We start from the raw sequence: 15,065 nt of genomic DNA on the forward strand, positions 1-15,065 counted from the left end.
GATGGGGCGAACTAAATTATTGCGCCCTACTAAACATTTCACTAATCTAGAACGATAGCGAAAATTGTTGCTTAAGATGGTTTCCATGACGACGTTCGTTTCTAATGGCAGCCTCTCTGCTCGCTCCCACTACCGAGAAAGCGTTGAGCTTGCCGTTCAGCGCAATGGGAATTCGGTAGGTCTGCTAGATGCTTGGGCGCTCGTCAAACGGCGCATGCGGCTCCTTGCGACAGTGATCGTCGGGTGCACTTTGCTCTCTGCGATCGCATCATTCACGCTGCCAAAAACCTACACGGCCAGTTCTGAAGTCGTGCTCGAGCGGAAAGACGTTCGACCGTTTGCTACTGACGCTTCTTTGACGACCGTCGACCGTGATCGCTCTGCAGCAGAAACCGAGATGGATGTCTTGCAGTCCAGACAATTTGCCGGCCGCGTGGTCGACAGATTGGAGCTCATCAACAATCCCAGCTTCAACCCCTATGCTCGCCAGGCCAAACAACCGCAAAACATCGGTGGCGGACTTCTTGCGTACTTACAGGGAATAATCGGAATCGATCAGTCGCCCGATCCGGTCAGAACTCTGCCGGATCTGAAAGCTCAACGGGACCGCGCAATCTCGACACTGCTGCCCCAGCTCAATGTCAGCCGGACCGGAGAGAGCCTTGCGGTAAGAATTACCGTATCGAATCCCAGTCCCAGGCTCGCTCAGGAAATCGCCAATACGATTGCCAAGCTGTACGTCGAATCCTCGCTCGAATTCAAGCAGGACGAGCGGATCGCCGACAAGCAGCGGGCCATTAATACGGGCGGCGCGGTCGGGTTCCTCCGGCAAAGCATGACGCAGCCGCTTCTGGTCACATTGCGGGCAGAAGAGGCCCGATTGCTGCAGAGCAAAGCGGAGATCGCGGCGAAGTTCGGCAAGAACCACCCTCAGATGATCGATGCAGATTCGCAAATCGCGGGCGTACGCAGCATGATCGAAGAGGAGGTTCGGCGCATCTTGTTGGACCTTGAGGCGGAATCGCTGAAGCCGAGCGCCCGGATCGTATCGGCGGCGGAACTCCCGAATTCACCATCCTTTCCCAAGGCAAGCATCATTGTTCCGGCGACATTTGCCGGGTCGACCTTGTTGGCCTTCTTGCTCGCCCTCCTGTTCGAGGCGACTGATACGCGAATCCGCAGCGGCCAGCGCACCGCCGAACTCCTGAGAATTCCCAACTTGGGCTATGTGCCGAAAATCCCGAAACATTTTTCGTCGCACGGCACCAAGCGATCGTCATGCATACCGGACTGGAGCAATGTGACATCGGCCGAAGCGGAGCGTTCGATCTATATGGCGTCCCGCTTCTCGGAAGCCAAGCAGCTGCATCGCGTCGTGATGGTCACCTCATGCCGTCACAACATTGCAAACGCATCGACTGCGTGGGGAATTGCAACGGCGGCGGCCGCAGACGGCCGCCCCACCGCCTTCGTGAACCTGGACTTCCATCAGCACAGCATTCCCTTTTTGAAGAGCATGGGGCGCTCACCCGAACTCCTCGAGCGCTATCTCAACAATGAAGCGACCCTCGCCGATGTCGTGCAAACGATTCCGACCTTGCCGGGCCTAGGTTATCTCGACGCGACGCTGGCAATGACGGAGCCGTTCAGACTCATCGACTCCGACAAGCTATGTGAACTGATCCAGGCGCTCAGGCAGAGCGGGTATGATTTCATTGTGCTTCACGCCCCGCCCGTCCTCAGCTCGGGCGATGCGACTTGGCTCGCACCCTTTGTCGACGGGGTCATCCTGATGGTGTCCTGGGGCGAGACAACCGAGGACCAATTGTTGGTGGCCGTTTCCCAGCTTCGGATGAATCATGCGCCACTGATCGGCACGGCAATCAATCAAGTCAATCCTGACATTCATAGACGCCACCGCTACGGAGGCTACGTGATAACCTCGAGGCGTTTTCCGGCGGGTGGATGGATCAGGAGCCGGTCCCGCGGAAATGGTGCGATCGCCGACCGCCCGATCAAGGAAACGAATACCTCGTCGGTCCTTTCGGTGAGAGCCGCGCCCAATTCTCCGTCGAAGATGGTGTAATTCGGCAACCCGAGGGCCGGCGCTCGTATTTGCTGAAACCGAGCAAGGCTCGTCTGTTGGAGGAGATCGTCTGAAAGGGCGGGCCCACAAGCTTTCCGTCGGTCTCGGCTCCAGCGTTTGTTGTAGAACGGAGAATCCAACATGAGCAACGGGCGGCCGCGGACCGTGTGCTTTCCTTTCATCGGGGATTTCATAGGCGGCAGTCATCTGTCCGCCCTCGGACTGATACGAAATCTTCCGAAACCGTTGTTCGCGCCGCTCGTTGTCCTCCATGATACCGAGGGGCCGGTGGCGGAACTGTTTCGCCGCGAAGGTATCGACTTTGAACCAGCGCCCGTCTTGAACCGCCTGGAGCGGGCCGGCGCGCGCAACGGCACGGCGGCGCTCAATGTCGCCCGCACTCTTCCGGCGCTTGTCAGATATTTGCGGGGCAGAGACGTCGCAATCGTGCACACCAACGACGGTCGCGCACATCTCATGTGGGGTCTCGCAGCTCGATTGGCGGGATCGAAGCACCTCTGGCACCACCGTGGCGACGCGACGTCCTTCGGCTTGCGACGCATCGCGCCCTGGCTTCCGAACCGTCTCGTGGCCGTTTCGAAATTTGCCTCGCCACGCCCTGGATTTATTTCAGCGGCGGCCAAATGCAGCGTCGTCCATAGTCCATTCGACGTCATGAAAGCGAAAGAGGTCGAGCGGGAAGACAGTCGAAGAAACATCATCGCCACGATTGGGTGCGCGCCGGAAACAAGGCTCCTCGGATATGTCGGAACCCTGGTCGATCGCAAGCGGCCAATCCTTTTCGTCGAGGTGCTTGCGGCTCTGCGGCGGCTGGAGCCGAGTTTAGAGTTTGCCGGGCTGTTCCTGGGAAACGCTCTGAACGGGCTTGACGACGCCGCAAGATCGCGCGCGCAAGCCCTTGGGGTCGGCGACCGCGTGCATTTCATGGGTTTCCGCTATCCGGGCGAGCCTTGGATCGCGGGGCTGGATGCTCTTTTGGTGACGGCGGTGAACGAACCGCTCGGAAGAACGCTCGTCGAAGCAATGCTGCTCGGAACGCCGGTCATTGCAGCAGATTCGGGTGGCAATCCCGAGGTCGTAGAGGACGGCGAAACGGGCATGCTCGTTCGCCCGGAGGATCCGGACGAATTCGCAAGAGCTTGCCTAAAACTGTTCGGCGACTCCGGCTATCTGGCGCACATCGTGGAAACGGCGCGCAACCAAGCACGCGCCCGCTTCAGCATAGAGCGCCACGTGCACGCAATCACGGCGGTCTACGAAGACCTGCTGCGCACGGGCGGCATTAAAGGCGCCGACCGAGTGCAGGCCCATAGCCGGTGACGGGGCAGTGATATGCGGCGCGAGGCGACAGTGTCACACCTAGGCAAAACAACGACACTTCACATTCATTCCGATACCCACCTGCGCGCGCCGGCCTTGCCTGCAATCGAACGTGCCTTCCTCTATATGGGCGTGTTCCTGGCGCCCTATGCAACACTGCGGTTTTCCGAGCTATTCTTTACGCTCAGCGATTTCTTTTTCTGCCTCAGTCTTTCTCTTCTTTTCATAACCGGGCGGATCTGGAGCAAGCCGCTCGGCGAAGCAACGCCGCTTTGGCTTATCGCGTTCACGCTCTTGTTCGTCGGGCTAATGGTCGGCAGCCTCTTGCATGACAGCCCCGAACGAGGGCTGATCGTGACGGCGCAATATTTGTTCGCCTACGTATTCCTGATGTTCATTCTGATCCGAGATGAGCCCAGGGTAGCCTATCGTTTGGCGGCCATTTTCCTGGTCAGCATGGTTGTCATCGATATTCACGGCATCATTACCTTCTACACGGTTGGCTATGTGCCTGGAGAAGGAAAGGGCGTCGTTACCGGTGGACGGCGTTTGGCGACAGTCCTTCGCAACCCGAACTTGGCTGCGGCGATGAATGCCCTGACGCTGCCAATTCCGCTCTTCTTGTGGGCGGCCGGCCGGATCAAGTCATACGTCGCCTTACCGGTAATAGCGATATTCATAGGTACGGTGATACTTACCAGCTCGAATAGCGGTCTGTTCGTAACGTTGCTTTGTCTAGGCGTCTTCACGGCGTTTCTTTCGACGCCCAAGCTGTTGCTACGGTTGGCGCTTGCCGGCGGCATACTTGCTGCGGCTGTGGCGGGCTTTGGAAGCAAGGACCTGCTGCCCAAGACATTTCAGACGCGTGTTTTGGGCGCGCTTTCCTCCGGCGACATATCCGAAGCGGGAACGTTCGTTTCGAGAGCCGCGCTGATCGAGGAAGCACTCCAGACGATATCCGATAAGCAGATTGCCTTTGTGGGTTTGGGAGCGGACGAGTTCCGGGAGAGAAGTGTACAAACCGCTCCCGTTCACAATCTCTATCTTCTCCTCTGGGTCGAAGGCGGGCTGCTCGCGCTCCTGGGCTGGATCATGTTTTCGGCCGTCCTCCTGCTGCATGGATTGACGCTCAAAAGGGGCGGAGGAGATAAGAGGGCGCTGGCAGCGATGACGACGACCATTGTGGTTTTTCTGACGATTGCCCTGTTCAATCCGCATATGTACGCGCGGTATTGGACGATCCCTATTTTCTTGTGCTGCGGACTCGGCCTCGCGCAATTCCGCCAGACCGAAAGATTTAGAAGGCGCGGAGCTTAAGGCCCGAGGGCTTTGTCGTTCACGGAATCAGGCGGCTAACCGCGTCGCATCATATCTATTCATGTGTAGCGGTTTTATGTCGAAAAAATAGTTGGCGAATAGTTGGAGAGGAAGTACGTTCAGGGCCGAGCGGTAGTAAAGCTGGCCGGGTTGCTAATCAGGCGTGCATGCATTATCATATATTCTTTGTTTCACTTGTTTTGTGAACGAGAGCAGCCAATTCCCCCGCATGAATTTGAAATAACTGGTCGGCGCGTGCTGACGTCCGCGGCTAGAAGATTGTAGTCGATCGCATCTGCTGGTGGGACGTCCGCGATCCGTGCAAGCATAATTGAAGGCAAGTTCAAGCAGCCGCTCATATGAAAGGCTATGATGATGCCCTCGCAGCCCGCTCGCATTGCTTACATCGCAGGTTACGGACGCAGCGGGACCACCTTGCTCGACATTGCGTTGGGGCAGCACGATGCCGTGCTGGGGGCGGGTGAGATAACGTCGCTCACACGGCATGTTTGGCGTCACAACGAATATTGTGCCTGCGGCAATCGGATTCGGGACTGCCGTTTCTGGAGCACCGTTTGCCAGGAATGGCTGGCGAACTCGGACCCGACGCTCATGTCGGAGTATTGCGGCCTTCAAGAAAAATTCGAGGGTCTGCCCGTGCTTGCACGGATGTTTTCCGGGCTCAGTCTCGGCAAACAATTTGCGGCCTATGCGCTGCACACGGAGCGTCTGATGAACGCGATGCTTACCTCTTCCGGCAAGCAGGTCATCGTCGATTCTTCGAAATTGCCGGGAAGGGCGATGGCGCTTGCGCAGACACCGGGAATTGACATGCGGGTCATCCACATGGTGCGTGACGGGCGCGGCGTGGCCTGGTCATTGCTGAAACCCTATGCGCGCGACGCGAACTCGGGATTGCAGAAGGAGATCCGGCCAAAATCGGTACTTAGAACGGCGCTGCGATGGAGCATAGTCAATCTTGCGGTCGAATATCTCTCGCGAAAACTGGGCCCGGATAAAGTGCTGCGTGTGAGGTATGAGGATTTCGTCTCCGACCCCGTCGGCATCATGCGGCAGATCGGGGCGTTTCTGGAGCTCGACCTCCAACAAATCGGTTCTTCTTTGCGGAATGGCGAGCCGGTCGGTCCAGGGCACCAGGTCGCGGGCAATCGGCTGCGCATGAATGGATCTGTCGCACTCACGAGGGACGAGTCTTGGCGGGCGCGGATGCCGGCCGGCCAGCAGCTCTCGTTCGAGCGGCTGTGCGGCTGGATGCTCAGACGCTACGGCTATCTTTAAGCATCGCCTGCAGGAGCGAGGGAAAACCTATGCTGGCTGCGCGTTCAGCTGTTTCGCGAAGGTCCCGACATTGGAGGCGCCCCGACATTGTCGCGGCTCAGCTGATGTTGGCATGGCTGCTCCTTGGATCGCAGGTCGGGCCGGTGCGGGAGGCCGAAGCTGCAACGGCAGTGCAGGAACCTCTTTCACCCAAGCTGCCGGACGGCAGGCAGCGTGCCTTTCCGACGGCCGAAGGCTTCGGCGCCGGTGCCGCTGGAGGCCGCGGCGGTAAGGTCATCTATGTCGTCAACACGAACGAGTCGGGCCCAGGATCTCTGCGCGGGTGCATAGAAGCGTCTGGACCGCGCGTCTGCATCTTCCGCACCGGCGGCACGATCACGCTGCGCGAGAAATCGCTGTTGGTTCGAAATCCGTTCCTGACGATTGCCGGGGAGACTGCTCCGGGCGGCGGGATCGCCATTCGCAACGGTGAGACACAGATTCGTCCTTCCATTGAAATTTGGACCAACGACGTGATCATCAGGCATATTCGCCTTCGACCTGGGCCGCATGCGCGCAAGGCGTGTTGTTCCGGCGGTCTCGGAATGTACTCGGAGGCGGCAAGAGACATCATGCTCGATCATATCTCCGCCAGCTGGGGATCGGACGAGACGGTAGATTCGGAAGACGCCAGCAATTTCACCTGGCAATGGGGAATTGCCAGCGAGCCGCTGCTGAAAGGCGGGCCGGGGAAAAACAATCGTGCTCGCAACATGTTGTTCACTAAAGGTGGCAACGTCTCGGTGCACCACTCGCTCTTCGCGTTCGGCAGGTTCAGAAATCCGCAGATAAAGATGAAACTTCCCGGCGCGGTTGCGGATGTCGTGAATAATGTTCTCTTCTCGCCAGAGTGGCAATACGTCGTGAGCTTTGGCGATGAATGGACGCATATTCAGGCCAATGTGGTGGGCAATTATAAGATCGCAGGACAAAAGTTGCGCAACGACCACCTGGTGCATCTTTTCCCCGAAAGCGGCCTCGGGCACTCGATCTATGTAAAGGACAACTATGACGAACCGTATCGAACTGCGCCTGACCAGGATGACAGCTTGGTTCTCGCTGAGGATCAAAGACGTTTTGTTGTGAAGGCGCCGTTCGAGGCGCCGGCCATCCGGACGTCCGCGCCCATGGCCGCCTTCGAGGAAGTTCTGGAGAATGCCGGTGCCACAAAGCCCGAGCGCGATGAGGCCGACAGCCGCATTGTCGAGGATGTGAAAAGTCGCGGCGGGCGCCTGTTGAAAACGGATCCGCGCGAGGTCGGCGGATGGCCCGATCTTGATGCTGGAACGCCATACCAGGACGGGGACATGGACGGCATTTCAGATGATTGGGAGGTGAAATACGGCCTGGATCCGGCAAAGGCCGACGATGGTCGGCAGGACATGGATGGTGACGGGTGGTCGAACCTCGAAGAGTTTCTCCACGTCATGGCCGGCGATCCGGGAGACGGCGATTTCCGGCCGCTGCCGGATCCGCAATGAGCTACCTTAGACGTCCTTAAATCGTTTCGATCTAGGGGTAAGACATGCAGCAGGGTTGAGGGGGCCATGAACCTGAGTGCCAGCGAGTTCTATTCATCGGGCGCGGATACGACCGATGCAGTCTTGGAGTCTGCCTTCTTTGCCAAGCTCAAGATGCGAAACGGCACCTTCAAGCTGACCCAGCCGTCGCGCTTTCAGGAGCTGGAGGTCGCGTTCCGCCCCCATGTCCAGGAGCGGGCAGGCTCGCTTCGCGAGGTTCTGGACGTCGGAGTTTCGACCGGGCTGACAACCGTGGAACTCGCCAGATTCCTGAATGATTGCGGCAGTGCTGCCAGCATCACGGCAACCGATCTCTTCATCGAGGCCCACATCGTCGAACTGTTTCCGTGGTTCAGAGTGTTCTGCGATCCGGGGGGCTGGCCATTGCAATATGACCTCAGGGGTATCGCGATCCGTCCCTGGATCCGAAGACTGGACTACGTGACGCTTGCATTTATTCCGCTCATGCTTAGCCGCAGCATTCTACAAGCACGCCTGCGATCGCGCATAAGCGCGGGTGTGAGCACGCCGGTGCGAATGGTTACCCGGTCGCTGCCGCCTAATGGTGCGATCGTGTTCGTTGAAAATGACATAATGCGTCAGTCGGAACGCTTTATCCGCCGGTTCGACATGATACGCGCCGCCAATATTCTGAATACGGGCTACTTTTCTGCGGATCAGCTTCATGTCGCAATTGAGAATATTCAAGCCTATCTCCACGGTCCTGGCGCCTTGCTCATGATCGCCCGCACCAATCGCGCTGGGGAAAACGCTGCCACCCTGTTTGAGCTAGACGAGGACGGATCATTTACCGCACTGGAGCGCGTGGGCGGCGGGTCGGAGATCGAAAGGCTCGTGCTGGATTTCCGCGGCCCGCAACCGTCGACGGCTATCGGAGCGTTGTCGATCGGGCGCCAGTAGCGTAGCCGGGCCAGCTGAACTAGTGAACGCCCCCATTTTTCAGCCACCCGTTCAGATCCCTGCCGACAATGGCGCCGAGCTTTTCTATCTCGGCGGCGTAGAAGTCGCCCATGCGTTCCCTGAGTTCTCGGGTCAGCGGCGCATACTCGACTTCGGCAGCGGCGATCGACCGCAGTCTCTTGAATCCCGCATTGTTCCTGAAAGGAGCGACGATCGGCTTCAACGGGCGCAGCAGACGGCGCAGCGTAGGGTTGATCATCGGCTCCGCCTTGTCCTTGACCTTTTTCTCCAGCGGCTGGAGCGGCATGTCGTCCGTCATCTTCATGAACTTGCTAATGCGATCGAGCTGTGCAGACGCATCTATTCGCATGTCCTCATAAAGAACGACGAGGATCTGCTCGGCCGGAAACCGATCAAAATAGGCGCGCAATTGCTGGAAGTAGAGACCACCGTTCAAGAAACGCCCGCCGGCACCCATGCGCGGGTCAAGATATGTGGCGATGTCGCGGCCGACTTCGCCCCGGCGGTATAGCATGCAGTAGTCCGAGTAGGCCCGCTCGATCGGATTGCGCAACTGGGCGATCAGCATCGCGCCTGGAAGTTTCTGGCATATCCGCTCAGCTGCGCCCTCTGTATCCAGATAGGAATTGGATTTTTCGCCGACGAGGCGTCGATCCTTGGGCCCTTCGAAGTTCGACAGATACCACTCGTCTCCGCGGTCATAGTAGCGACTGAAATAATGCAGCTCTGGAGCCGGCATGTAGATGCGCGGGTGCTGCTGCAGCGATTGCTGCAGCCACGTCGTGGCGCTCTTGGTGGCGCCGATAATCAGGAAATCGATATCGTGCAGCTTCATGGATTTCCCTCCGTCACAGCTGTCGAGAGAAGCTTCTGGCGATCTTGCCTTATGTCTGCCGATACGCCACTGCCATCATCCAGAGCCAGATGGCGGCCATGACAATGTGGGCCAAATTGGCGCCCATCGGGCCGATCCGCGGGATCAGCGCCAACGCGGTGCCATGAAACGCGATTGTCGCGACGAGCACGCTGCTTAGAACCCGGTCCTCCCGCCCCATGGCAAGGAGCGCTGAGCGCGTTATAGTACCATAGAGCGTCATGGTCGCCGCGATCGATTGAACGATGACCAAGGGCCCTGCCGCCTCGAAATCCGGACCGACAGCCAGTCTCAGCACCGGATCGATCGTCAAAGACACGGCGCCGACCAGCAATATTCCGAAGCCGAGAAGAAGCACTCGCATCTGTGTGACGGCCCGATGAAACGCTTCGATTGCGCTCGCGGCCCAGGCCCGGGCCAGATCCGGATAGAGCACGGCCTGCACGTGATCTCCGATCTGCAGGGTCATTCGGCCAATGCGCTTGGCGATGTGATAAAGACCTGCCGCGGTCGGGTCGGCCAGGTAGCCGACGAGAAGCGTGTCGAGCTGGTTGGCACTCGAACGCAGGGTCAATGACAGGTTCGTCGAGATCGCGAATTTCCAGAGGCCTGGAAAATGAGCGCTGATACCGCGGACAGGAGCCTTAAGCATGCTCGCCAGCATTCCCTGTCTTCGCAACTCCGCAAGCGAAAGGAAGAGAACGGACAGCGAGCCGAAGATTTGGGCCGCCATCCATATCAGCACGAAGTCCTGCAAGGTACCGCCGAAGGCAAAGCCGATTGCGCACAATCCCGCGCGGAAAACGCTCGAGGCGACCTGGCCATAGGCGATTGTTCGAAACTTCCCGAACAGGCGCAGCACGGCCAGCGGCATGCCGGAGATGCGAAACGGCAGAATGGCACAAAAAAGCGTGACAAGTCCGGACATCTCGGACGAGATCCCGAGCCACGGCCCGAAGGCCCACACGAGCGCCACGGCAATCACGCATCCGGTCGCAGCCGCAGAAACATCGAGCAGAAGCCCGAACTTGAACAACGAAGCAAGCGTTTCCGCGCTCTTCGATTCGGCGCCGAACTTGATCAGTGGTTGCCAGGACTGGAAGTTCACGAGCCGCTCTATGGCGGCCGTATAGGTGAAGCAAAGCGCCAGGATGCCATACTCGGACGGACCAAGCGCCCTGGCCGTCAAGGCGAATCCAACAAGGCCGAGCAGGGAGGTAAGCGCATTCCCCGTAAGGAGGTGCCTTATATTTCCCAGGCGACCCTTTAGTCCTTTTTCCCGAGCGAGCATCTTGTGGAGGCGGTTGAAATATTTGGCCAGCTCTTCTCGTATCGCCAAACGAGACCTCCCGCCTCTAGCGAGGCCGCCCTGTCGAAAAACGCGCCGCCCTTCGCCCGTGGCGCAGGGCCGATGCACTCATAAATCTATCGGGAGTGAGCCTGACTCCGCAGGGCAGGAACACCCGCGCGGCCCCCTGGGCGCAGTCGTGTTTGAGCGTCCAGGTAAGTCGCCTTGCCGGTCACCGGCGCAAAAAACAACTAAAATCCTTTGACGGGACAGTATGAGGGAGAATATAGTCGCGCGAGATATTTTGATAGCCTTTTCTTTGTTGCTTTTGGAGGGCGGTTGCGATGGGGACGTTACCTCCGCTATCGGCCACGAGCTTGTCCCTAAGGTTTTGGGGCACGTATTTTTTGGCGATCGTGCTGTTGGCAGTCGGACTCGTGGTAGGCCCGGCCCCGCCTGCGTCTGCCAGTGATTATCGGCTCAACGCCGGAGATGTCCTGACCTTCGACTTCCTCGACGATGCCGAGCTGCCGATAACGGCGACCGTTTCAGGCAACGGCGAAGCACAGTTCCCCCTTATCGGCGGCGTCAACGTCGTGGGTCTCACGATAACGGAGGCGATTGAAAAGCTTGGCAGCGAGTACCGGAGACGCGACATCCTCGTCGATCCGAAGCTGTCTCTGAATATTTCGACCTTCCGGCCGATTTTCGTCCTCGGCGAGGTCAGGAGCCCCGGTTCGTTTCCCTTCTACAGCGGCCTGACGGTCGAGCAGGCGATCGGCCTTGCGGGCGGCATGCAGGTGGTGACGGCGAACGCGTCCGACCGGCTGATCGTACGCGCCCGCCTGCGCGCCGAGATAGAGGCCGCAAAAGCCGAAATCGTTCACGAGGCCGTCTATGCGGCGCGACTTGCGGCGCAGTTGAAATCCAGCGAGAAGGTCGACCTGAAAGACGTCCCGGAAGTCGCCCGCACGCATGTCGAGGAGTTGCCTGTCGACGGCGTCATCGAGCTTGAGGAGAAGATCCTGAAGGAGGATCTCGCCGCCTATCGATCGCAAGCGCAAATTCTGACGGAAGGAATTGCCCAGGCCGAGGGTGGGATAGAGATCCTGAACGAGCTGGTGCAGCAGCAGAAAGATATCGTGAGCAACAGCGTCGACGATGTGGCACGCGTCGGCGCGCTCCGGCAGCGCGGGTTGAACACTGAGAGCGAGCTTTCTCGCGCGGAGAACAGTGCCGCAACGGAAAAGGCGCAACTGCTGGAAACCTTCGCGACCCTTGCGCGTACGCGCCAGGAGATGAGCGAGCTGAAGCTGCAGCTGGCAAAGCTCGCAGCTGACAGGAAGAAGGATATTCTGACCCAGCTCCAGGAGCGTGAAATTGCCATCAAAAAGCTGATTGCGGAGCAACGTTCGGCTGAAGAGCAGATCCTTCTCCTCGCCGCGGTGGCCCGCGATGAATCGAAGAAGAATCAGATCTCCTATGCTTACGAGGTCCGTCGAAGCGCAGTTGGCGGCAAGCCGACCAGCCTGCAGGCGTCCCTCGTTACAGAATTGCTGCCAGGCGATGTCGTCGTCGTGAGTATCGCCGGAATGTAGCATTCTTAGACAAGTGATACTGGAAACCGTGCTCCACGCGCCAGGGGACATCGAAGTGAAGCCCAGTCGAGAGCAGGCAGTTTTCCCTTTTGCTCTGCCCGCCCCGTCGGGATCATACCGTCTCAAGCGAATAGCTGAGTGCGCTCTTGGCGGCTTGCTCGTCATCCTCTGCCTGCCGCTGATGGCGGTAACGGCGATGGTGGTTTGGGCGAGCCTCGGTTTGCCGTTGCTCTTCACCCAGACGCGCGCCGGTGCGGGCATGCGTGCCATCACGGTGACCAAGTTTCGGACGATGACGAACGCGCGCGGACCGGACGGCACATTGTTGCCGGACGACATACGACAGACGGCTGCGACTTCGCTGCTGCGCAGGCTCCGCTGCGACGAGCTCCCGCAACTCCTTGCGGTGTTGGCAGGCGACATGTCGATCGTGGGCCCCCGCCCGCTTCCGTTGGCCACGGTCGCAAGCTTCGGCGATCTCGGCCGCCTGCGCTCACTGGTCACTCCCGGCATGACTGGCTGGGCGCAGGTGAATGGCAATACGTTGCTGTCGGACGAGGAGAAGATCGCGCTTGACCTCTGGTATGTCGCGCACGCCAGTCTTTGGCTTGATGGGCGAATTCTCCTGTTGACACTGAAGACGATCGTCTTGGGCGAGCGTGTCGATGAAATGCATTTGAAAGTCGCCAAGGATTTTCTGCGCGTCATTCGTGCGGGCCGCAGCCACGGATAGCGATGCGATGGCGGCAGGGGCTCGCGGAGGTTCCATGAACGGTTCGCATTTCTCTTTCGGCCGCACATTGGTCGTTGCTCCGCATCCCGACGATGAGGTGCTGGGCGCCGGCGGGACCATCGCGAAGCTGGCATCGCGGGGCGAGGAGGTCTTCGTCGCCATCGTAACCGAGGGAAAGCCGCCGACTTTCGACGCCGCAACGATCGCCAGGACGCAGGCCGAGGCGATGGAGGCGCACCGGGTCTTGGGCGTGCGGGAAACCCTTTGGCTGCGTTTGCCTGCTGCACAGCTTGCCGAAACCGCACATGCTTCCGTCAACGGTGCGCTGCTCGACCTTGTTCTTCGTCTACGCCCGCAAACAGTGCTCGTTCCCTTCGCGGGCGACATGCATATGGACCATCAGCTGACATTCACCTCGGCCCTGGTGGCCTGTCGGCCGCACCAGGCGGGGTTTCCGAAACTGATCCTCGCCTACGAAACGCTTTCGGAAACGAACTGGAATGCCCCATACTTGTCCCCGGGATTTCTGCCGAATTTTTTTGTCGACATCAGCGAGCATCTCGAGGCGAAGGTTGAGGCAATGCAGCTCTTTGCATCGCAGCTGCGCGAACCACCGCACGAGCGTTCCATAGCGGCCCTACGGGCCCTCGCCACCTTGCGTGGGGCAACCGTGATGTGTGCTGCGGCCGAGGCCTTCGTCCTGGTTCGGCACGTCGTTTGAAGCGGAGACCACCGACCGCGGCAGTGTCCGTTGGATTTTCGATACACTGTTTCGGCCATGGCCGGAGGCGGATGAATACGAGCGGGAGGGAAACATGGGGCGTTGGCCAATCTACGACGAGGAGCAGATCGAGGATGTCGTCTCGGTGCTTCGATCGGGCGAGGTGAATGCCTGGACGGGACCGCATGTCCGCAACTTCGAGGCGCTTTATGAGCGCTTTCTTGGCGTGAAGCACGCGGTGGCTCTGGCGAACGGAACCGTGGCGCTGGACCTGGCGCTCTTTGCGCTCGGACTTCAGCCCGGCGACGAAGTGATCGTTACGCCACGCAGCTTCATCGCCTCGGCCTCTTCGGTGCCGATGGCGGGCGGGGTCGCGGTTTTTGCCGATGTCGACCGCGACAGCCAGAACATCACCGTAGAAAGCATCAGGGAGCAACTGACACCGAAAACCAAGGGCATTATCGCCGTCCACCTTGCCGGCTGGCCCTGTGACATGCCGGCGATCATGGAATTTGCCCGCGAAAACGGACTGTGGGTCATCGAGGACTGCGCCCAGGCGCATGGCGCCGAAATCGACGGTCGCCCGGTCGGCAGCTTCGCCGACATTGCCGTCTTCTCTTTCTGCCAGGACAAGATCATCACCACCGGAGGCGAAGGCGGCCTCGTGGCGATGAACAATGAGGAGCTGTGGAAGAAGGCGTGGAGCCGCAAGGACCACGGCAAGTCTTTCGATGCCGTCTACAACAGAGAGCACCCGCCGGGGTTCCGCTGGCTGCACGAGTCGATCGGGACGAACTGGCGCATGACTTCCTTCCAGGCGGTGTTGGGGTCGCGGCAGTTGCGGCGCCTCGAGCAATGGCACAGCATCAGGGCGCAGAATGCCGCCATTCTCGCCAGGGCGGCCGCCGGGATAGACGCTCTGCGTACACCCCTTCCTCCCCGAGGCGTCCGGCATGCTTGGTATAGGTTCTACACCTTCTTGAAGCCGAAGCTACTGTTGCCGGGATGGAGCAGAGACCGAATCGTCGCGGAAGTTAACAGTGCCGGGGTCGCCTGCTTCAGCGGCAGTTGCCCGGAGATCTACCTCGAGAAGGCATTCGTGGAGATGAACATGGGTCCGGTTGAGCGGTTGCCGAACGCGCGGCAGCTCGGAGAGACGAGCCTCGCATTCCTGGTCGATCCCGCTCTAGACACGGCTGCCGTCGGGAGGGCGGCACAGGTTCTCCGCGAAGTCATGGCAAGCGCCAGTTCAACGGCAGAGGCGCGCCGTCAGAGGTCATAGTTCCGCAAGAGCGAACTGAACAAAC

General features: G+C 59.4%; 12 protein-coding genes. 10 read left to right on the forward strand and 2 right to left on the reverse strand.

Annotated features, from left to right (window positions below):
* The first annotated feature begins 85 nt into the window (after positions 1–85).
* From CO656_RS01275 to CO656_RS01300, 6 genes are all read left to right on the forward strand, one after another.
* Complete coding sequence (locus CO656_RS01275) at positions 86–2,086, forward strand: tyrosine-protein kinase domain-containing protein (protein ID WP_037416977.1); 2,001 nt, start codon at positions 86–88, stop codon at positions 2,084–2,086.
* A 141-nt stretch (positions 2,087–2,227) separates the two neighbouring features.
* Positions 2,228–3,427 (forward strand): glycosyltransferase family 4 protein, encoded by a 1,200-nt coding sequence (locus tag CO656_RS31365; RefSeq protein ID WP_037416815.1) that lies wholly within the window; start codon positions 2,228–2,230, stop codon positions 3,425–3,427.
* A 12-nt stretch (positions 3,428–3,439) separates the two neighbouring features.
* Positions 3,440–4,744, forward strand: a complete 1,305-nt coding sequence (locus CO656_RS01285; RefSeq protein ID WP_097524521.1) for an O-antigen ligase family protein — start codon at positions 3,440–3,442, stop codon at positions 4,742–4,744.
* A 372-nt stretch (positions 4,745–5,116) separates the two neighbouring features.
* On the forward strand, positions 5,117–6,043 hold the full coding sequence (locus tag CO656_RS01290; RefSeq protein ID WP_097524724.1) for a sulfotransferase: 927 nt from the start codon (positions 5,117–5,119) through the stop codon (positions 6,041–6,043).
* A gap of 104 nt (positions 6,044–6,147) precedes the next feature.
* On the forward strand, positions 6,148–7,563 hold the full coding sequence (locus CO656_RS01295; protein WP_179864674.1) for a pectate lyase: 1,416 nt from the start codon (positions 6,148–6,150) through the stop codon (positions 7,561–7,563).
* Positions 7,564–7,629: 66 nt separating this feature from the next.
* Positions 7,630–8,523: an ATP-binding protein gene (locus CO656_RS01300; RefSeq protein WP_097524523.1), complete on the forward strand. Its 894-nt coding sequence runs from the start codon at positions 7,630–7,632 to the stop codon at positions 8,521–8,523.
* 19 nt (positions 8,524–8,542) lie between these two features.
* Here the strand turns inward: CO656_RS01300 and CO656_RS01305 are convergent, their stop codons facing one another.
* Positions 8,543–9,379 (reverse strand): sulfotransferase, encoded by an 837-nt coding sequence (locus CO656_RS01305; RefSeq protein WP_037416824.1) that lies wholly within the window; start codon positions 9,377–9,379, stop codon positions 8,543–8,545.
* A 49-nt stretch (positions 9,380–9,428) separates the two neighbouring features.
* Positions 9,429–10,757 carry a lipopolysaccharide biosynthesis protein gene (locus tag CO656_RS01310; protein WP_097524524.1) on the reverse strand — a complete coding sequence of 443 codons (1,329 nt, stop codon included), beginning with the start codon at positions 10,755–10,757 and terminating at the stop codon, positions 9,429–9,431.
* A gap of 293 nt (positions 10,758–11,050) precedes the next feature.
* On the opposite strand from CO656_RS01310, the gene CO656_RS01315 reads away from it, so the two are divergent.
* From CO656_RS01315 to CO656_RS01330, 4 genes are all read left to right on the forward strand, one after another.
* A complete protein-coding gene (locus CO656_RS01315; protein ID WP_097524525.1) occupies positions 11,051–12,304 on the forward strand; it encodes a polysaccharide biosynthesis/export family protein in 1,254 nt (417 codons plus the stop codon).
* 55 nt (positions 12,305–12,359) lie between these two features.
* Positions 12,360–13,037 (forward strand): sugar transferase, encoded by a 678-nt coding sequence (locus CO656_RS01320; protein ID WP_179864686.1) that lies wholly within the window; start codon positions 12,360–12,362, stop codon positions 13,035–13,037.
* A gap of 34 nt (positions 13,038–13,071) precedes the next feature.
* Entirely contained in the window at positions 13,072–13,758 is a 687-nt protein-coding gene (locus CO656_RS01325; RefSeq protein WP_097524527.1) for a PIG-L deacetylase family protein, read from the forward strand.
* Between the two features lie 94 nt (positions 13,759–13,852).
* Complete coding sequence (locus CO656_RS01330) at positions 13,853–15,040, forward strand: DegT/DnrJ/EryC1/StrS aminotransferase family protein (RefSeq protein ID WP_097524528.1); 1,188 nt, start codon at positions 13,853–13,855, stop codon at positions 15,038–15,040.
* The last annotated feature ends 25 nt before the right edge of the window (positions 15,041–15,065 follow it).

It is taken from the genome of Sinorhizobium sp. FG01 (assembly GCF_002531875.1).
GTDB lineage: Bacteria > Pseudomonadota > Alphaproteobacteria > Rhizobiales > Rhizobiaceae > Sinorhizobium > Sinorhizobium fredii_C.

Coding starts and splice junctions, on each gene's coding strand:
- CO656_RS31365 (WP_037416815.1), top strand. CDS start 2,228: ATGAGCAACGGGCGGCCGCGGACCGTGTGCTTTCCTTTCATCGGGGAT.
- CO656_RS01330 (WP_097524528.1), top strand. CDS start 13,853: ATGGGGCGTTGGCCAATCTACGACGAGGAGCAGATCGAGGATGTCGTC.
- CO656_RS01295 (WP_179864674.1), top strand. CDS start 6,148: ATGTTGGCATGGCTGCTCCTTGGATCGCAGGTCGGGCCGGTGCGGGAG.
- CO656_RS01300 (WP_097524523.1), top strand. CDS start 7,630: ATGAACCTGAGTGCCAGCGAGTTCTATTCATCGGGCGCGGATACGACC.
- CO656_RS01285 (WP_097524521.1), top strand. CDS start 3,440: ATGCGGCGCGAGGCGACAGTGTCACACCTAGGCAAAACAACGACACTT.
- CO656_RS01290 (WP_097524724.1), top strand. CDS start 5,117: ATGATGCCCTCGCAGCCCGCTCGCATTGCTTACATCGCAGGTTACGGA.
- CO656_RS01325 (WP_097524527.1), top strand. CDS start 13,072: ATGAACGGTTCGCATTTCTCTTTCGGCCGCACATTGGTCGTTGCTCCG.
- CO656_RS01305 (WP_037416824.1), bottom strand. CDS start 9,379: ATGAAGCTGCACGATATCGATTTCCTGATTATCGGCGCCACCAAGAGC.
- CO656_RS01275 (WP_037416977.1), top strand. CDS start 86: ATGACGACGTTCGTTTCTAATGGCAGCCTCTCTGCTCGCTCCCACTAC.
- CO656_RS01315 (WP_097524525.1), top strand. CDS start 11,051: ATGGGGACGTTACCTCCGCTATCGGCCACGAGCTTGTCCCTAAGGTTT.